This window comes from Bordetella genomosp. 13, from assembly GCF_007679965.1.
Taxonomy (GTDB): Bacteria; Pseudomonadota; Gammaproteobacteria; order Burkholderiales; family Burkholderiaceae_B; genus Bordetella.
This window is the reverse complement of sequence record NZ_VEHL01000002.1, coordinates 554,528-571,427: the sequence shown is the minus strand read 5'-3', so window position 1 is coordinate 571,427 and position 16,900 is coordinate 554,528. Positions and strand designations below refer to the sequence as shown.

Below are 16,900 nucleotides of genomic sequence, written 5' to 3'. Positions count from 1 at the left end.
TAAACCCGCCGAGCCGCCTCGAGGGCGAATGCCGAAGTGCGCAGCACGCAGGCCTCTCGATAAACCCGCCGAGCCGCCTCAAGGGCGAATGCCGAAGTGCGCAGCACGGAGCTACACCATGACCCTTCCCCGCTACGCCGTCATCGGCAATCCCATCGCCCACAGCCGTTCGCCGCAAATCCACGCGATGTTCTCGACGCAGACCGGCCGGCCGCTGCAGTACGAGCGCCTGCTGGCGCCGCTGGACGGGTTCGCGCCAACGGTGCAGGCCTTCCGCGAAGCCGCCGGCCTGGGACTGAACGTGACCGTGCCCTTCAAGCAGGAAGCCTGGGCCCTGGCCGGCGAGCGTGTCTCGGCGCGCGCGAAGCTGGCGGGCGCGGTCAACACCCTGTGGCTGCAGGAAGGCGCCTGGCATGGCGACAATACCGACGGCGTGGGCCTGGTCAGCGACCTGGCGCGGCTGGGCGTCGCCCTGCGCGACGCGCGCGTGCTGCTGGTCGGCGCGGGCGGCGCGGCGCGCGGCGTGCTGCAGCCGCTGGCCGAGGCGGGCTGCGCCCGCATCCACATCGTGAACCGGACCAAGGCCAGGGCCGACGAGCTGGCGCGGGCCTGGGCCGCCGCCGCCCTGCCCGGCCCCGCGCGCGTCAGCGCAGGCGGGCTGGACCAGGCCGCCACGCCCGGCGGCTGGAACGTCGTCATCAATGCCACCGCCAGCGGCCTGCAGGACGCCGCCCCGCAACTGCCCGGCGGCCTGTATGCCCCCGACGCCATGGCCTACGACATGGTCTACGGCGCGCGCCCCACGCCTTTCATGCGGCAGGCCGAGGCGGACGGCGCCGCGCGCCGCGCCGACGGCCTGGGCATGCTGGTGGGCCAGGCCGCCGAAAGCTTCCACATCTGGCACGGCGTGCGGCCGGACCCCTCCCCGGTGCTGGTCGCGCTGCGCGCCGCGCTGCTGGCCGAGGGCTGACGGCGTGGCCCGCGGCAGCCGCCCGGCGCGGCGCATGTCGATATGGCGGATGACGGCGATGGCCGTCATGGCCATCCTGTGCCTGGTGATCCTGTACCAGCTGTGGTTGTTCTGCATGGTGGTCTGGTACGCCTACCAGCCGCCCGGCAGCAGCGCGGTGATGCGCGAAGAGCTGTCGCGCCTGCGCGAGGACGACCCCGACTTCAAGCTGAAGTACGAATGGGTGCCCTATGACAAGATCAGCGAGTCGCTCAAGCGCGCCGTGGTCGCCTCGGAAGACGCCAACTTCGTCGAGCACGACGGCGTCGAATGGGAGGCCATCCGCAAGGCCTGGGAGTACAACCAGCGCCAGGAGGAACTGGGGCGCGACAAGCGCCGCGGCGGCTCGACCATCACGCAGCAGCTGGCCAAGAACCTGTTCCTGTCCGGCTCGCGCACCTATCTGCGCAAGGGCCAGGAATTGGTGCTGACCTACATGATCGAACACGTCATGTCCAAGCAGCGCATCCTCGAGCTCTACCTGAACGTGGCCGAATGGGGCACGGGCGTGTTCGGCGCGCAGGCGGCGTCGCAGCATTACTACAACACCGGCGCCAGCGGGCTGGGCTCCTACCAGGCGGCCAAACTGGCCGCCATGCTGCCCAATCCGCGCTATTACGACCGCCACCGCAGCACGGGCTACCTGAATTCGCGGGCCTCCACCATCTCGGCCCGCATGCGCCAGGCGGAAATCCCCTGACGAACAGGCGAGGTACGGCCGATGCGGCGCGCAGATTTTGTTAAGCTTCACGTTTAGACGTCCCATCCTGTTCGATCCCCCCAATGCGTACCGCCCGCCGCTACCTGGCTCGCGAAATCTATCGCTCCTGCGCAGTGGTCCTGCTGGCCCTGCTGGGACTGTTCACGTTCTTCGCGCTGGTCGACGATCTGGACAACGTCGGCAAAACCTTCACCATGCTCGCCCTGTTCTACATGCAGGGCCTGGCACTGCCTACCCGGCTGTACGACCTGCTGCCCATCGGGCTGCTGATCGGCTCCATCCTGGCCCTCGCGGGCCTGGCGCAGCGCAACGAGCTGGTCATCCTGCGCGTCTCCGGCGTCAGCGGCATGCGCCTGCTGGGCACGCTGTGGCTGATCACCATTCCGCTGATGGTGGGTGCGCTGCTGCTGTCCGAGTTCGTCACGCCCGAGGCCGAGATCCGCACCGGCGAGGCCAACCTGATGCTGCGCGGCAAGGCGGGCGGCGGCCGGCTGGCCAGCGGCTACTGGTTCAAGGAGCCCACGCGCGAAGGCGGCACCCGCATCATCAACATCCAGAAGCTGCTGGCCAGCGGCCAGGTCGGCGACGTGATGCTGTACGAATTCAAGAAGGACCTCGAACTGTCCGCCACCTGGCAGGCCCCCTCGGGCGTGCTGCGCAGCGGCAGCCTGACCCTGACCGACGTCGTCCAGACGCGCATCGACCCCAACGCCGCCGAGGCCCTGGCCAACGCCCGTCCGCCCGAACGGCCGCCGGCGCAGGTCACCAGGCTGCCCGAACTGGCGCTGGACACCACCCTCAGCCCCGAACGCCTGCTGGCGCGCGTGCTGACGCCCGAGCGCATGTCCATCGTCACCCTGCTGGACTACATCGACTATCTGCACAACAACCAGCTGCAGGCCGACCGGCAGATCGTCGCCCTGTGGCGCAAGGCGGTCTACCCGTTCACGCTGCTGGTCATGATCACGATCGCCGCGCCGATCAGCTTCATGCAGACCCGCCGCGGCGGCGTGGGCGCGAAGGTATTCATCGGCATCCTGCTGGGCGTGGGCTTCTTCATGCTCAACCAGCTGGCGCTGAACGTCGGCATGCTCAGCCGCTGGCCGCCCTGGCTGACGGCCCTGGGTCCGAACGTGGCCGCCTTGCTGCTGGCCTTCGGCGCCCTTACCTTGATGGAATACCGGCACGTGGTGGGCCGCCTGGTCGAACGCCGCTGGCCCTGGAGAAGAGTGCCCGCATGAAAGGCAGCATCTGGATGATCGGCGATGTGCAGGGATGCTGCGATCCGCTGGAAGACCTGCTGGCGCACCCGGAACTGGCGGGCGAACCCGAGGCGCAGTTCTGGTTCGCCGGCGACCTGATCAATCGGGGTCCGCAGTCGCTGGCCTCCCTGCGCCGCATCATGATGCTGGAAGACCGCAGTGTCGCGGTGCTGGGCAACCATGACCTGCACCTGCTGGCCGCCGCGGCCGGCGTGCGCAAGCCGTCCAAGTCGGACACCCTGGACGAGATCCTGAACGCGCCCGACGCCAGCGACCTGATCGACTGGCTGCGCTTCCGTCCGCTGGCCCATTTCGAGCACGACCACCTGCTGGTGCATGCCGGCGTGCTGGCCAAGTGGGACGTGGCCAAGACCCTGTCGCTGGCCGCCGAGGTGCAGGACGCCCTGCGTGGCGACAACTGGCAGAAGTCGCTGCAGAAGATGTACGGCAACGAGCCGGTGGTGTGGAAGGACGATTACGGCGGCGGCAAGCGCCTGCGCGTCATCATCAACGCGCTGACGCGCATCCGCCTGTGCACGCAGCAGGGCCACATGGAATTCGCCACCAAGGTCGCGCCCGGCGCCTGGCCCAATGGCCTGATCCCGTGGTTCGACGTGCCCAAGCGCGCCACGCGCGACGTGACCGTGGTGTTCGGCCACTGGTCCACGTTGGGCCTGCTGATGCGCGACGACGTCATCTGCCTGGATTCGGGCTGCATCTGGGGTGGCGCGCTCAGCGCCGTGCGGCTGCAGGACCGCAAGCTGGTGCAGATCCGCTGCTCGCAGTTCCGCGACCCGATGGGCGGCAAATAGGCGCCTCGGCCGCTCCTAGTCCGTCGCGGGTTCGCCCAGCGGCCCCAGGTCCAGCCCGGCGAACAAGTCGGCCAGCGTCGGCACCGAGCGCGCCGGCCAGATCGCGCTGAGGTCGAAGCCGGGCAGGCCCGCGCCGTCCCGCACTTCGCAGAAGCGCACGCCGCGGAAATCCAGCGCGCGTATCCAGCTGGGCAGCAGCGCCACGCCGCATCCCCCGGCCACGCAGGCCAGCACCGTCAGCGTCCGGTTGGCCTCCTGTGCCACGTGGGTTTCCAGGCCCGCCTTGCGCATGGCGTCCAGGATGCCCGCGTACAGCACCGGCAGCTGGTTCTGCGGATACAGCACCAGGCCCGCGCTGGCGATCTGCGCCAGCGACACCTTGCCGTCCGGCCCGGTCTCGAATTCGTCGGGTATGGCCGCGACCAGCCGGTCGCGCAGCAGTTGGCGCTCGCGCATGCGGCCGCCCACCGCGACGGGCGTGTGCATCAGTCCGATGTCGATTTCGCCGGCCTGCAGAGCCTCGGCCTGCTCCGCGTTGCTCATCTCGCGCAGCACCACCTTCACGCCGGGCGCCTGGCGGCGCAATGCCCGCAGCGCGCGGGGCAGCATCTCGAACAGGGCGGACGACACCAGTCCGATGGTGAGCTGGCCCGCGCTGCCGTGGGCGATCAGCCGCGCATGGCGCGCGGCGGCGTCGATGCGCGCCACGCTGACCCGCACGTCCTCGAGTATGGCGCGCGCCGCCGCCGTGGGCCGCGCGCCACGGCGCGAGCGCTCGAACAGGGCCACGCCCAGTTCCTTTTCCATGCGCGCCAGCGATTGGCTGAGCGCGGGCTGGGCCATGCCCAGCCAGGCCGCCGCGCGGCTGACGCTGCCGTGTTCCACCACGGCCAGAAAATGACGCAGATGTCGCGTTTCCATATTGAACCGATATGTATAAATCAGACGGTGAATATAGAACGATATGGAAAGGCTTCCTAGAATTCCGCCCTATATGCACGGCGCCATGCCGTGCGCCAAAGACGGAGACAGCCTTGCCCCAGGCAACCGACCCTCGCCCCTATGCCGCGGTCGATACCCACGCCCACGTGTTCGAACGCGGCCTGCCGCTGGCACCGCAGCGCCGCTACGCGCCCGATTACGACGCCTTCCTGGAGCAATACCTGGCGCTGCTGGACGCGAACGGACTGCGCCATGGCGTGCTGGTCCAGCCCAGCTTCCTGGGGACCGACAACCGCTACATGGTGCGCGCGCTGCAGGCGGCGGCGGGCCGGCTGCGCGGCGTGGCGGTGGTGGACACCGGGTTCGACGACGCCCGGCTGCGCGAACTCGCTGGCGCCGGCGTGGTGGGCATGCGCCTGAACCTGATGGGCCTGCCCGACCCCGACTTCGCCGACGCCGGCTGGCGCGCCCTGCTGGCACGCGCCAACGCGCTGGACTGGCACGTGGAAGTGCACGCGCCGGCGGCCCGCCTGCCGGCCCTGCTGCCGCCGCTGCTCGCGCAGGACTGCCGCGTGGTGGTCGACCATTTCGGCCGCCCGGGCCGGCTGGACGACCTGCGTCACCTGCTCGTCCACGCCGGCACCGGCCGGGTGTGGGTGAAGCTGTCCGCGCCCTATCGCAACTGGCCCGGCGGCCAGACCCTGGACTGCGGCCGCGAGGCCGCGCGCGTGCTGCTGGCCGCCTACGGCCCCGACCGCCTGATGTGGGGCAGCGACTGGCCCCATACCGAACACCGCGACCGCGCGGACTACGCGTCCAGCCTGGCCTGGCTGGACGCCTGGCTGGACGACCCCGCCGACCGGCGCGGCGTGCTGTCCACGACACCCCTGACCCTATTCCAATTCCAAGGAGAAGACGCATGAAGACAATTTCCCGACTGGGCCGCGTGGCCCTGGGCCTGGGCCGCGCCGGCGCGGCCGCCCTGCTGTCGCTGGCGGCCGTCGGAACGGCCGCCGCGGCCTGGCCCGAACGCCCCCTCACGCTGGTGGTCACCTACCCGCCCGGCGGCACGGTGGACGTGGTTGCCCGCCTGATCGGCCCCAAGCTGGCCGAGAAGCTGGGCCAGCCCGTGGTGATCGAGAACCGCGGCGGCGCGGGCGGCATGATCGGCGGCGCCTACGCCTCCAAGGCCAAGCCCGACGGCTACACGCTGATGCTGGATGCCTCCAACCACGCGCAGAATCCGGCGCTGCACAGCAAGATGCAGTTCGACACGCTGGCCGACTTCGCGCCGGTCTCGCTGCTGCTGCGCGTGCCCAACGTGCTGGTCGTCACGCCCTCGTACGAGGTCAAGTCCGTGGCCGACCTGGTGCGGCAGGGCAAGGACACGCGCACGCACGTGTACTTCGCCTCGGCCGGCCCCGGTTCGGCGCAGCATCTGGCCGGCGAGCTGTTCAACGTGCTGGCCGGCACGAAGCTGGTACACGTGGCCTACAAGGGTGGCGGCCCGGCCATGGTGGACGTGATGGCGGGCCAGGTGCCGGTGATGTTCGCCAGCCTGGGCTCCTCGTGGTCGCATATAAAGAACGGCAAGCTGCGGCCCGTGGCCGTGGGCGGCTCGACGCGCTCGCCGGCCGTGCCGGACCTGCCCACCATCGCCGAATCGGGCGTGCCGGGCTACGAGAGCTACGAATGGAATGCCGTGTTCGCGCCGGCCGGCACGCCCGCGTCCATCATCGACCAGGTGTCCGGGGCGCTGGCCGAAGTGCTGAAGGAACCCGACGTGGCGCGCACGCTGGCGGGCATCGGCGCCGAGATCATCGGCTCCACGCCCGCCGAACTGGATACCTTCCGCCGCGCCGAGATCGCCAAATGGCAGAAGGTGGTGCAGGACGCGAAGATCTCGCTGGACTGAGCGCCAGAGCCATGGACGCGACGGCTTGCCGGAGCGCGCGTCCATGGCCTCGGACAGGGTACGGGCATGGCGTGTCCATCGCCTCGCGCCGTTGAAAAGACGCCGCGGCGCCCCTTCCCTCGTCCGGATCAGGCCTGGGCGGGCGCCGGTGTGTTCAGCAGTTGCTGCTCCCACAGATAGGCGATGCCGCTGCCGCCCGCGTGCTGCTGGATGACTTCCGTCAGCCTGGCCGCCGAATCGGCGCGGGCCCAGTCGCGCTGCCATTCCGCAGCCAGCGCGAGCCACGTCATCATGTTGGCGCCGGCCGCGATCATGCGCTGGATGGCGACCTGGTGCGCCTCGGCGGACACGGCGCCCGACGCGTCGGTGATCACCGTCACGTCCCAGCCTTCGCCCAGCGCCTGGATCACGGGCATCGCCACGCACACCTCGGTCCACAGGCCCGCGATGACCAGTTGCTTGCGGCCCGTCGCCTCGACCGCCTCCACGACTTTCCGGTCCTGCCAGGTGTTGATGAGCGTGCGGTCGATCACCTCCTGGCCGGGGAACACCTCGGTGATCTGCGGGAAGATGAGGCCGCCCCGCTCGGCGATCACGCTGGTCAGGGTGGTGGGAACGCCGAAGGCCCTGGCGGCCTTTGCAAGCCCCGCCGCGTTGTTGATCACCATCTGCGGCTCGTGGCTGTTGACGTTCGCAAGCTGGTAGGGCTGGTGGTCGATCAGGACCAGCACCGAGTCTTCGGGGCGAAGCAGGGAATCAAGACCATTGCGCAATGCCATGCGGGAATCCTTTTGAAGAGGGTTTCGAAGGCCCGCGCCGGATGCGGCACGGCCTGGAAAGGATTCTGGCATTCCTCCTGTTGGTACGATATTGCCTTTCCGAGCGACGCTGTGTCGCCATGACAGGAACGCCGACGTGGACATCGAGGAGCTCCGGACCTTCGTGGAAGTGGCCGACGCGGGGGGTGTCTCGCCCGCCGCGCGTCGGCTGGGCGTCGCCAAGTCCATCGTCAGCCGGCGGCTGCTGCGACTCGAGGCGGAGCTGGGCGTGCAGCTGCTGGCGCGCACCACCCGCGGCGCGGCCCTGACCGAGGCCGGGAGCACTTTCCGGGACCATGCGGCGCGGGTCTGCGCCGACATCGACGCGGCCAGGGAATCCATCCTGCCGGCCGGCGATCTGCGCGGCCGGCTGCGCGTCGCCGCGCCCCTGTCCATCGGCCCCACCTACCTGGCGCCCATGCTGGCGGAGATGGCCGGGCGCCACCCGCGCCTGCAACTCCATACCGCCTACAGCGACCGCTTCGTCGACCTGGTCGCGGAAGGATACGACTGCGCGATACGGGTGGGCTACCTGCCGGACTCGGACCTGATCGCGCGCCGCGTCGGACCGCTGTACGGCAAGCTGGTGGCCAGCCCGGCCTACATCGCCGCGCACGGAGCGCCCGACACGCCGGACGAGCTCGCCGCCCACCAGGCGCTGATGCAGGGCACGGAAAGCTGGCAGTTCATGGACGGCGACAGGATCCGCACCGTGCATCCGCGCGGACGCTTCACGGCGGACAACGGCGCGGCGCTGACGGCGGCCGCCGTGGCGGGACTGGGCATCGCCTGGGTTCCCGACTGCCTGACCCGGGCACACGTGGACAGCGGCGCGCTGGTGCCGGTGATGACGCGCTATCCGCCGCCGCCGGCCGGCGTATACGTCGTGCGCCCGCCCGCGCAGCATCCGGACCGGAAGATACGGGTGCTGACGGAACTGCTGATCGACTATCTGGGCCGGACCGAACCCGTCGAGGCGCCACGCTAGCGCGAAGGGCCGGCGCCGGGTGGACGAGAGCCGCGCCGGCCTGGACCCGTGTGGTCCTGGACCCGTGTGCGCATACCCTGCGCCGGCAGTCCTAGAGCTGGCTGCCGATGGCGTCGCGCGCCATGCGCGACAGCTCCAGGCGGGTGGGCGGTTCGCCGGCTTCGCCCGTGCCGGGCAGCACCGGCAGGAATACCAGCTCGACCGCGACGCCGCTGCCGCCCAGCACGCGCCACATGTTGGCCACCAGGGTTTCCTCGCCGACGAACGACGCGAAGCCGCTGCGCTGGCCGTGATGCAGGAAGCGCATGGCCACGGGCTGGATGGCCACGCCGGCCTGGCGCGCGGGCTCGAACAGGCTGGCATGGAAGGGGCGCAGGGCGAAACCCTCGCTGGTGGTGCCCTCGGGGAACAGGCCCACGGCATCGCCGCGCTTGAAGCACTTGTGGATGGCCTGGCCCATGTCGTGCACCGCATGGCGCTGGCCGCGATCGATGAACAGCGTGCCCGCGCCCACGGCCAGCCACCCGACCAACGGCCACGAACGGATCTCGGCCTTGGCCACGAAGGCCGTGGCGCGCACCGCGTTGACCACGAAGATGTCGATCCACGACACGTGGTTGGCCACCCACAGCACCGCGCCCTTGTAGCGGGGCTCGCCGCGTACGGTCAGCCTGATGCCGCAGGCGCGCAGCAGGCAGCGCGACCAGGTGCGGTTCAGCCACAGGCGCACCCGCGCGTCCAGCGGCAACCAGGGATAGACCAGGGTGACGCACAGCAGGGCGAAGATGATGAGCGGCAGCACCAGGGCCAGCCGGACTAGGAAGCGCAGCAGGTTCAACTCGTGGTCTCCGGGGATGAACCCCTGGCGCTACGCGCGCGGCCGGGGGCGGGCAGCATCATACTCGCGAACCGGGCGTGCCGCCCGTCGGGCTTTCGTCCTGGGGGGAGCCATTGGATGGAGGCGCGTCCGCGGGCGCCGCGCCGGGCTGCGCGCGGATCGGGGCAGCCCCGTCCGCGGGCAGCGCATCCAGGTAGCGTTGCAGGATGACGGCCGCGGCCACCGCATCGTCGGGCGCGTTCGTGCCCAGCAGCTGCTGGGCTTCCATGCTGGAGCCGCGTTCGTCGACCAGCTCGACGGCCAGGCCGAAGCGGCCATGCAGCTGGTTGGCGAAGCGCCGGCAGCGCGCGGTGGCGGGCTGTTCGCCGCCGTCGCTGGCCAGCGCCAGGCCCACCACCACGCGCTGCGGCTGCCACTCGAGCAGCAGCTCGGCGATGCGGCCGAAGCGCGCCTGGCGGGTTTCGGAGAAGATGATTTCCAGCGGACGCGCCTGTCGCGTCAGCGTGTTGCCGATGGCGATGCCCAGCTTTTTTTCGCCGAAGTCGAAGCCCAGCAGGGTTTCGTCAGGCATGACCCGCGTCGCCGGCCAGCATGACGGGATCGATGCCCAGCAGCTTCAGCGCGGCCGGATAGCGGTCGTCGGGCGGCACGTCGAAGATGATGCGCGGATCGGCATCGACGCTGAGCCAGGCGTTCTGGGTCATCTCGCGCTCGAGCTGGCCCGCGCCCCAACCGGCGTAGCCCAGCGTGACCAGCAGGCGCGCCGGTCCGTTGCCGTCGGCCACGGCCTGCAGCACGTCGCGCGAGGTGGTCAGGGCGAGCTCGCCCAGCCGGATGCTGGAGGTGTAGTCGCCGGCCGGCGCGTGCAGCACGAAGCCGCGGTCGGTCTGCACGGGGCCGCCGAAGAAGACGATGTCATCCTTGGCGGGCGCGATTTCCAGCTTGAGATCGATGCGTTCGAACAGCGTACCCAGCGTCAGGTCGGTAGGGCGGTTGATGACCAGGCCCAGCGCGCCGCGCGGCGTGTGCTCGCAGACGTAGATGACCGTGCCGGCCAGGCTGCCCTCGACCATGCCGGGCATGGCCATGAGGAATTGGTTGGAAAAGTCGGCGCCGGACTCGGCGCCCTTGCGGTCCCCGTCGGAATGCTGCGTATCGGTCATGACGGCCCTCGTTGATGCGGTTTGCCGTTGTATTGGATCCGACGGACGTGGGGCCGTCAGATTTCCATCAGTTCGAAATCTTCCTTGCGTGCGCCGCATTCAGGACAGACCCAATTGGGAGGGACGTCCTCCCACTTGGTTCCCGGCGCGATGCCCTCTTCCGGCAAGCCAGCCTCTTCGTCGTAGACCCAACCGCAAATCAGACACATCCAGGTACGCATGGTTCTCTCGTGCTCGGCGCCGCCGCCCCCGATCCGCCCTTCGGACCGGTGGCGCGACGCATCCATTAGAATTGGGACATCTTACCGAAAACCCAATAGGGGCTGCCCGAAAAACCCGGTCACGGGACCGGCCAGCCCAGTCCGTATCGCGCTTATTCCCGTGCCAGTGGCCTCCGTCCTTCCTCCCCTCGTGCTTCTCATGAGCCCGGTCGATCCGTCCGGCACCGATGGCCTGCCCGCCGACGCCGTCACCTGCGCCCGTTTGAACTGCCATGGGCTGGCGGCCGCCACGGCGCTCACCGTCCAGGACACCGCCGGCATCGAGGAAATCCATCCCGTCTCGGCCGACCTGCTCGACGACCAGGCGCGCTGTCTGCTGGAAGACATGCCCGTCCAGGCCATCAAGGTGGGCGGCCTGTATTCCACCGAATCGGCCAGCGTGGCGGCCCAGATCGCCGCCGACTACAGCCAGGTGCCGCTGGTGCTGCACCTGGGCCCGCGCGGCCCGCTGCCCGAGGACGCCGCCGCGCAGGACGATGCCGACGACCTGCTGTCGGCCACCCTCGAGCTGCTGCTGCCGCAGGCCAACCTGGTGGTGGTCGAGCACATGCGCCTTGCCCACTGGCAGTCCGACGGCAGCATCGACACCTCCGGCGCGCCCAGCGCCGCGCATGCCCTGCTGGCGGGTGGCGCGCAATGGGCGCTGGTGCTGGGCGCGCCGCTGCGCCCGGGCCACCATGCCAACACGCTGATCGGCCCCGAGGGCGAGACCGCCTCGTGGCCCTGGCAGGCGCCGCCCGACCGCAATGCCGACACCGGCGGCGTGGCCGCCACGGCCGCCGCCGCCTTCCTGGCACAGGGCCTGCCGATGGCGCGCGCCGTCGAACTCGCGCTGATCCACGCCGACCAGACCCTGGCCGGCAGCTTCCTGCCCGGCATGGGAAGGCGCATCCCGAATCGCCTGGCGGGCAATCCGGCGGCTGGCGCTCCGTCGGCTGTCGGTACGGCGGCCGGCGCTCCGGTGGACGGCACGCCGGTGGGCCGCAAGCAATGAGCCCGCCGGGCCGGCCCACGGGCGCGCACCGGGATGCGAAGCACGTAGGCATCCCGGCGGATCCGAACCGCCCCGGCCCGGCCATTCGACTGAAGGCATTTCCATGACCGCTCTGCGATTTCCCCGCGGCCTGTATGGCGTCACCCCCGAGTGGGACGATACCGACCGCCTGCTGAAGGCCGTGCAGCAGGCCGCCGCCGGCGGCATGCGCACGCTGCAACTGCGTCGCAAGGACGTGCCCGACGCCGTGCGCACGGCCCAGGCGCGCGCGCTGGCGCCACTGTGCCGCGAACTGGGCGTGGTGCTGATGATCAACGACCACTGGCGCCTCGCGCTCGAAGTGGGAGCAGACGGCGTACACCTGGGCCGCGATGACGGCGACCTGGCCGAGGCGCGCAGGCAGGCGCCCGATCTCATCATCGGCGCGTCCTGCTACAACGAACTGGAGCGCGCCCGGCGCCAGATCGACGCCGGCGCCGACTACATCGCCTTCGGCGCGGTGTTCCCCTCGCCCACCAAGCCCCAGGCGGCCCATGCGCCGCTGGCGCTGCTGGGCCAGGCGCGCGAACTGGCCGAGCAGCAGGCCCGGCCGCGGCCCGCGGTCGTGGCCATCGGCGGCATCACGCCGGACAACGCCCTGCTGGCGGTCCAGGCCGGCGCCGACGCCATCGCCGTCATCACCGGCCTCTTCGAGGCCCCCGACATCGGGGCCGCCGCGCGCGCCTGCGCGGCGCCCTACGCCAATCCCGCCCGCCCCTGAGGCGGCACCAACGACAAGTCCGTGCCATGTCCCGTAACGCCGAACTCTTCGAACGCGCCTGCCTGAGCATCCCGGGCGGCGTCAACTCCCCCGTACGCGCCTTCCGGTCGGTGGGCGGCACGCCGCGCTTCATCGCGCGCGCCCAGGGCCCCTACGTGTGGGATGCGGACGGCACCCGCTACATCGACTACGTCGGCTCGTGGGGCCCGGCCATCCTGGGCCATGCCCACCCCGAGGTGGTCAAGGCCGTGCAGGACGCCGCCGTCCACGGCCTGTCGTTCGGCGCGCCCACCGAAGCCGAAGTGGAACTGGCCGAACTGCTGATCGACCGCCTGCCCTCGCTGGAGCAGGTGCGCCTGGTCAGCTCGGGCACGGAAGCCACCATGACGGCCATCCGCCTGGCGCGCGGCGCCACGGGGCGCGCCAAGATCGTCAAGTTCGAGGGCTGCTACCACGGCCACTCGGACAGCCTGCTGGTCAAGGCGGGCTCGGGACTGCTGACGTTGGGCAATCCCAGCTCGGCCGGCGTGCCGCCCGAGTTCGTGGCCCACACGCTCACCCTGGAATACAACAACCTGCAGGCCGTGCACACGGCGTTCGACGAGCACGGCGCGGACATCGCCTGCGTGATCGTGGAACCCGTGGCCGGCAACATGAACCTGATCAAGCCCGCCGCCGGCTTCCTGGAAGGCCTGCGCGAGCTGTGCACGCGCCACGGCGCGGTGCTGATCTTTGACGAGGTGATGACCGGTTTCCGGGTGGGCCCGCAGGGCGTGCAGGGCCTGACGGGCGTGCGGCCCGACCTGACGACGCTGGCCAAGGTGATCGGCGGCGGCATGCCCGTGGGCGCATTCGGCGGCAGCGCCGACCTGATGAAGCACATCGCGCCGTTGGGCGGTGTCTATCAGGCGGGCACTTTGTCGGGCAACCCGGTGGCCGTGGCCGCGGGCCTGGCCACGCTGCGCCTGATCGGCCAGCCCGGCTTCTACGAGCACCTGTCCGACCAGACGCGCAAGCTGGCCGAAGGCCTGCAGGCGCGTGGCCGGGCGGCGGGCCTGGCGTTCTCTGCCGATGCCATCGGCGGCATGTTCGGCATCTATTTCGGCGCCAACGTGCCGGCATCGTTCGCCGAAGTCTCGGATTGCGACGCGGCGGCGTTCAAACAATTTTTCCACTTGATGCTGGAAGCGGGCGTACACTTCGCACCTTCCGCGTTCGAGGCCGGCTTCGTCTCCGCCACGCACGACGACGCCGTGCTCCAGGCCACCCTGGATGCGGCGGAACTGGCATTCGCGGCCATGACCCGCTGACCGCCAATGCAGCCCCTGGGAACGTCCGACTCGTGGACGTTCCGGGATGCATGGCCCCTGTTACGGCTGTTTTGCTCGTTTTTTCAGTGAAATCAGCAAGATAGGGGACATTTTCCCGCATCCTCGCTATCCCGCGACACCGATCTTCGCGTAATATGTCTTGATATTTCTATTTATTACCTCTACCGATAGAGGCTGTGCGCCCCTGCCCGCGCATGAGCCGGACGCATCCGTTCCCTGAAAGAAAGGACTTCCATGCCCGCCGAAAATCCGATTCAGCTGGTCGTTGACGAGGCTTCCCAAGTCTTGTCCGCCATCTACCAGCCGGACGGTGACAACCCGGTGCCGCCCACGCGCCAGGCGCTGGCCGCCGCGGTCCAGGCGCAGGGCTGGGGCCTGGAAGTGCTGGACGAGGAACTGGTCGCCTCGTTCCTGAACGCCTGCCATGACGCCGACGGCGCGGTGCGCCTGGCCATCGGCGCCATCATCGTCCATGGTTCGTTCGAGCTGGACGTGACGCCGGACCTGATGTCGGCGCTGCTGACCCTGAAGCCGCCCCGCGGGGGCAACCCCGTCACCGAAGACGACGTGCGCAACGCCCTGAAGGCCAGCGGCATCATCGCGGGCATTCTCGACCTCACGCTGCGCGATCTCATCGCCCAGGGCGAATGCGAGAACGTCGTCATCGCCGAAGGCAAATACCCGGTGCCTGGACGCCAGGGCCATTTCGAAAGCCTGCTCGAATCGCTGACGGTGCGCCAGCGCGAGGACGACGAAGACGCGATCATCGACTATCGCGAAATGGGCAATCTCACCCTGGTCGTGCCCGGCGAGCCGCTGATGCGCCGCATCCCGAGCACGCCGGGCGAGCCCGGCCACAACGTGCTGGGCCGTCCCATCGAGCCCCCGCCCCTGCCCGACGTGCCCTTCGCGCCCAACCTGACGGGCGTCGAGACCGATCCGGACGATCCCGATCTGCTGCTGGCCGCCATCGCCGGCGTGCCGATGGTGGTGGCGCAAGGCGTGCAGGTGAACTCGCTGGTCGAGGTCGACGCCGTCGACCTGACCTCGGGCAACATCGAATTCGACGGCACGCTGCGCGTGAAGGGCGACATCACCATGGGCATGCTGGTGCGCGTCACCGGCGACGTGGTGGTCAACGGCACCATCGAGGCCGCCCACGTGCATGCAGGCGGCAACATCACCGTCAACGGTGGCATCGTCGGCATGGCCGACGCCTTCGCACGCGACAACCGCGGCAACAGCCGCCAGGCCCACATCAGCTGTGGCGGCACGGTCAAGGCGCGCTTCCTGTCCAATGCCGAGGTCAGCGCCGGCAAGAACGTGGCCGTCGAACGCGAGGTGCGCCAATGCACCATCAGCGCCGGGGAAAGCGTGCTGGTGGGCCCGCCGGGCTCGCAGCAGGGCACCGTCACGGGCGGCCAGGTCCAGGCCTTGAAATCGGTGCAATCGGGCACGCTGGGCTCGATGGCCGCCTCGCCCACCGAAGTGCGCGTGGGCCTGGATCCGCACGCCACGGCCAAGCGTGCCGCGCTGGCCGACGAACGGCGCGACCTGGATGACAAGAAAGACAAGCTGGAAAAGCTGGTGCTGTTCCTGAAGGCCAATCCGCACAAGAACGTGAACGGCGTGGGCGACCGCGCCGCCAACACGCTGCACCAGGTACTGGCCGGACTGACCGACCTGCAGGCCCGCGAAGAGCAGCTCAATCGCGACCTGCTGCCGCTGCAGACGGCCACGATCACGGCCAAGAAGCGCTTCTATGGCGGCGTGAAGCTGTACATCGCCAACCGCCGCATGGAATTCATCGAAGACCAGATCGGCGGCCGCGCCGGCCTGGAAAACGGCGAGATCGTCATCCGCTGAGTCCGGCGCGGATCCGATCTCCCTGTGGGAGGGGGCTCCGCCGATGATGCGTCGCACGGAATGGCATCGTGCTTGGTGCCGCACGGGGATAGTGCCGCGCTGACAGCGTCGTGCTTGTTGCGGTGCTGGATGGCGCGCCCCGCTACGTCCCCCGACTGCCCAACCGTGGCATGAGCTTCACATAGGCCAGCTCGCCGACCAGCTCGACCAACGTCTGCGCGACGATGACGGCGGGCACCCAGGGCACCGCGCCCGGAATGGCCAGGCCCAGCGGCAATACCACCAACGAATTGCGCGTGGCGCTGCTGAACGCGACGGCGCGCCCCTGGTCGGCGGGCAGGCGCCACATGCGCGCGCAAAGCCATCCCAGGCCGGGCGCCACGACGGCATAGACGACATACAGCGGCACCACGGCCCACGCCGCGCCCGACGCCCTGCCCAGCTGCGGCGTGACGGCGGCCACCACCACGAACAGCACCGCAGCCGTGGCCGGCACCGGCAGCAGGCCCAGTGCCGCCACGACGGCGCGGCCCGCGCCGCCGCGCGCCGACCAGGCCTGGCACGCGGCGGCCAATGCCAGCGGAATGACGATGAGATACAGGAAGGCGTGCAGGAAGGGTCCCCAGTGCACCAGGCCCGCGCCCGCCTTGCCCAGGAACAGGTTCAGGTACAACGGCAGCAGCAGCATCTGCATGGCCAGCAGCACCGGGGTGGCTGCCAGCAGCGGCCGGGCATCGGCCCGCCCCAGGTGCGCGAAGGTGACGACATAATCGATGCAGGGCGTCAGAAGCACCAGCAGGACCCCGACGCGCAGCAGCGGATCGTCCGGCATCCACGGCAGCAGCACCCAGACCAGGGCCGGCGCCAGCACGAAGTTCGCGGTAAGCAGCGCGCCCAGGAAGCGCGGGTTCGCCAATGCCTGGCGCAGCGCCGTCAGTGGCACCTGCAGGAACGTGACGAACAGCATGACGCCCAGCAGCGGATCGATGGCGGGCGCCAGCGTGGCCGTGCCGGGCGCCTGCCAGGCCAGCGCCGCGGCGGCCAGCACGGCCATGAAATAGAGGGAGACCTGCCGGGCTTCGAGCAGTTCGCGCACGTGGGGAAGCGACACGGGTACCTGAAAAAACAGTTGAAAGAGGAGCGTGCATGCCGGACCGGCGCGCCGCGAGGGCAAGGAAGTACACCACAATCCTGCGCCGC

Annotated in this window: 17 protein-coding genes and 1 pseudogene; 11 read left to right on the top strand and 7 right to left on the bottom strand. The window is 69.9% G+C overall.

Annotated features, from left to right (window positions below; genetic code table 11):
* Positions 1-118 precede the first annotated feature (118 nt).
* The 4 genes from aroE to FS845_RS08440 all read left to right on the top strand — a co-directional run bounded on the left by aroE (position 119) and on the right by FS845_RS08440 (position 3,804).
* The gene (aroE, locus tag FS845_RS08455; protein WP_144632664.1) at positions 119-970 is read left to right on the top strand and encodes a shikimate dehydrogenase; all 852 of its coding nucleotides are present in this window, start codon (positions 119-121) and stop codon (positions 968-970) included.
* 34 nt (positions 971-1,004) lie between these two features.
* A complete protein-coding gene (gene mtgA / locus FS845_RS08450) occupies positions 1,005-1,709 on the top strand; it encodes a monofunctional biosynthetic peptidoglycan transglycosylase (RefSeq protein ID WP_144632660.1) in 705 nt (234 codons plus the stop codon).
* Between the two features lie 83 nt (positions 1,710-1,792).
* A complete protein-coding gene (gene lptG, locus FS845_RS08445; protein WP_144632657.1) occupies positions 1,793-2,971 on the top strand; it encodes an LPS export ABC transporter permease LptG in 1,179 nt (392 codons plus the stop codon).
* Positions 2,968-3,804 carry a symmetrical bis(5'-nucleosyl)-tetraphosphatase gene (locus tag FS845_RS08440; protein WP_144632654.1) on the top strand — a complete coding sequence of 279 codons (837 nt, stop codon included), beginning with the start codon at positions 2,968-2,970 and terminating at the stop codon, positions 3,802-3,804. The genes lptG and FS845_RS08440 overlap by 4 nt, the downstream gene beginning before the upstream one ends.
* Positions 3,805-3,819: 15 nt before the next feature.
* Here the strand turns inward: FS845_RS08440 and FS845_RS08435 are convergent, their stop codons facing one another.
* Positions 3,820-4,725, bottom strand: coding sequence for a LysR family transcriptional regulator (locus FS845_RS08435; protein ID WP_144632652.1), 906 nt, complete (start codon positions 4,723-4,725; stop codon positions 3,820-3,822).
* A gap of 113 nt (positions 4,726-4,838) precedes the next feature.
* On the opposite strand from FS845_RS08435, the gene FS845_RS08430 reads away from it, so the two are divergent.
* Positions 4,839-5,669, top strand: a complete 831-nt coding sequence (locus FS845_RS08430) for an amidohydrolase family protein (protein ID WP_260986214.1) — start codon at positions 4,839-4,841, stop codon at positions 5,667-5,669.
* On the top strand, positions 5,666-6,661 hold the full coding sequence (locus FS845_RS08425) for a tripartite tricarboxylate transporter substrate binding protein (RefSeq protein WP_144632648.1): 996 nt from the start codon (positions 5,666-5,668) through the stop codon (positions 6,659-6,661). Before FS845_RS08430 ends, FS845_RS08425 begins: the two co-directional genes overlap by 4 nt.
* 128 nt (positions 6,662-6,789) lie before the next feature.
* On the opposite strand, the gene FS845_RS08420 is transcribed toward FS845_RS08425, so the two are convergent.
* Positions 6,790-7,440 carry a hydrolase gene (locus FS845_RS08420; RefSeq protein WP_144632645.1) on the bottom strand — a complete coding sequence of 217 codons (651 nt, stop codon included), beginning with the start codon at positions 7,438-7,440 and terminating at the stop codon, positions 6,790-6,792.
* Between the two features lie 136 nt (positions 7,441-7,576).
* On the opposite strand from FS845_RS08420, the gene FS845_RS08415 reads away from it, so the two are divergent.
* Positions 7,577-8,467: a LysR family transcriptional regulator gene (locus tag FS845_RS08415; protein WP_144632642.1), complete on the top strand. Its 891-nt coding sequence runs from the start codon at positions 7,577-7,579 to the stop codon at positions 8,465-8,467.
* Between the two features lie 91 nt (positions 8,468-8,558).
* Here the strand turns inward: FS845_RS08415 and FS845_RS08410 are convergent, their stop codons facing one another.
* From FS845_RS08410 to FS845_RS08395, 4 genes and pseudogenes are all read right to left on the bottom strand, one after another.
* The gene (locus tag FS845_RS08410; protein WP_144632639.1) at positions 8,559-9,305 is read right to left on the bottom strand and encodes a lysophospholipid acyltransferase family protein; all 747 of its coding nucleotides are present in this window, start codon (positions 9,303-9,305) and stop codon (positions 8,559-8,561) included.
* 178 nt (positions 9,306-9,483) lie between these two features.
* Positions 9,484-9,876: pseudogene (gene ruvX, locus FS845_RS08405) on the bottom strand (Holliday junction resolvase RuvX); the annotation flags it as partial.
* On the bottom strand, positions 9,869-10,468 hold the full coding sequence (locus FS845_RS08400) for a YqgE/AlgH family protein (RefSeq protein ID WP_144632633.1): 600 nt from the start codon (positions 10,466-10,468) through the stop codon (positions 9,869-9,871). The pseudogene ruvX and the gene FS845_RS08400, both read right to left, overlap by 8 nt.
* A 56-nt stretch (positions 10,469-10,524) precedes the next feature.
* The gene (locus tag FS845_RS08395; RefSeq protein ID WP_066132292.1) at positions 10,525-10,689 is read right to left on the bottom strand and encodes a rubredoxin; all 165 of its coding nucleotides are present in this window, start codon (positions 10,687-10,689) and stop codon (positions 10,525-10,527) included.
* Between the two features lie 199 nt (positions 10,690-10,888).
* Between FS845_RS08395 and FS845_RS08390 the strand changes: the two genes are divergently transcribed.
* The 4 genes from FS845_RS08390 (at position 10,889) to FS845_RS08375 (ending at position 15,700) form a co-directional block, all read left to right on the top strand.
* Positions 10,889-11,743, top strand: a complete 855-nt coding sequence (locus FS845_RS08390) for a bifunctional hydroxymethylpyrimidine kinase/phosphomethylpyrimidine kinase (RefSeq protein ID WP_260986213.1) — start codon at positions 10,889-10,891, stop codon at positions 11,741-11,743.
* A 103-nt stretch (positions 11,744-11,846) separates the two neighbouring features.
* The gene (gene thiE / locus FS845_RS08385; protein ID WP_144632628.1) at positions 11,847-12,503 is read left to right on the top strand and encodes a thiamine phosphate synthase; all 657 of its coding nucleotides are present in this window, start codon (positions 11,847-11,849) and stop codon (positions 12,501-12,503) included.
* A 26-nt stretch (positions 12,504-12,529) separates the two neighbouring features.
* Positions 12,530-13,813 carry a glutamate-1-semialdehyde 2,1-aminomutase gene (gene hemL / locus FS845_RS08380; protein ID WP_144632625.1) on the top strand — a complete coding sequence of 428 codons (1,284 nt, stop codon included), beginning with the start codon at positions 12,530-12,532 and terminating at the stop codon, positions 13,811-13,813.
* A gap of 255 nt (positions 13,814-14,068) precedes the next feature.
* Positions 14,069-15,700 carry a DUF342 domain-containing protein gene (locus FS845_RS08375; protein ID WP_144632622.1) on the top strand — a complete coding sequence of 544 codons (1,632 nt, stop codon included), beginning with the start codon at positions 14,069-14,071 and terminating at the stop codon, positions 15,698-15,700.
* A 142-nt stretch (positions 15,701-15,842) separates the two neighbouring features.
* Here the strand turns inward: FS845_RS08375 and FS845_RS08370 are convergent, their stop codons facing one another.
* Positions 15,843-16,754 (bottom strand): arsenic resistance protein, encoded by a 912-nt coding sequence (locus FS845_RS08370; RefSeq protein ID WP_144632877.1) that lies wholly within the window; start codon positions 16,752-16,754, stop codon positions 15,843-15,845.
* Positions 16,755-16,900 lie beyond the last annotated feature (146 nt).

Coding starts and splice junctions, on each gene's coding strand:
- FS845_RS08390 (WP_260986213.1), top strand. CDS start 10,889: ATGAGCCCGGTCGATCCGTCCGGCACCGATGGCCTGCCCGCCGACGCC.
- FS845_RS08440 (WP_144632654.1), top strand. CDS start 2,968: ATGAAAGGCAGCATCTGGATGATCGGCGATGTGCAGGGATGCTGCGAT.
- lptG (WP_144632657.1), top strand. CDS start 1,793: ATGCGTACCGCCCGCCGCTACCTGGCTCGCGAAATCTATCGCTCCTGC.
- FS845_RS08375 (WP_144632622.1), top strand. CDS start 14,069: ATGCCCGCCGAAAATCCGATTCAGCTGGTCGTTGACGAGGCTTCCCAA.
- mtgA (WP_144632660.1), top strand. CDS start 1,005: ATGTCGATATGGCGGATGACGGCGATGGCCGTCATGGCCATCCTGTGC.
- aroE (WP_144632664.1), top strand. CDS start 119: ATGACCCTTCCCCGCTACGCCGTCATCGGCAATCCCATCGCCCACAGC.
- FS845_RS08400 (WP_144632633.1), bottom strand. CDS start 10,468: ATGACCGATACGCAGCATTCCGACGGGGACCGCAAGGGCGCCGAGTCC.
- thiE (WP_144632628.1), top strand. CDS start 11,847: ATGACCGCTCTGCGATTTCCCCGCGGCCTGTATGGCGTCACCCCCGAG.
- hemL (WP_144632625.1), top strand. CDS start 12,530: ATGTCCCGTAACGCCGAACTCTTCGAACGCGCCTGCCTGAGCATCCCG.
- FS845_RS08425 (WP_144632648.1), top strand. CDS start 5,666: ATGAAGACAATTTCCCGACTGGGCCGCGTGGCCCTGGGCCTGGGCCGC.
- FS845_RS08420 (WP_144632645.1), bottom strand. CDS start 7,440: ATGGCATTGCGCAATGGTCTTGATTCCCTGCTTCGCCCCGAAGACTCG.
- FS845_RS08395 (WP_066132292.1), bottom strand. CDS start 10,689: ATGCGTACCTGGATGTGTCTGATTTGCGGTTGGGTCTACGACGAAGAG.
- FS845_RS08435 (WP_144632652.1), bottom strand. CDS start 4,725: ATGGAAACGCGACATCTGCGTCATTTTCTGGCCGTGGTGGAACACGGC.
- FS845_RS08370 (WP_144632877.1), bottom strand. CDS start 16,754: ATGGCCGTGCTGGCCGCCGCGGCGCTGGCCTGGCAGGCGCCCGGCACG.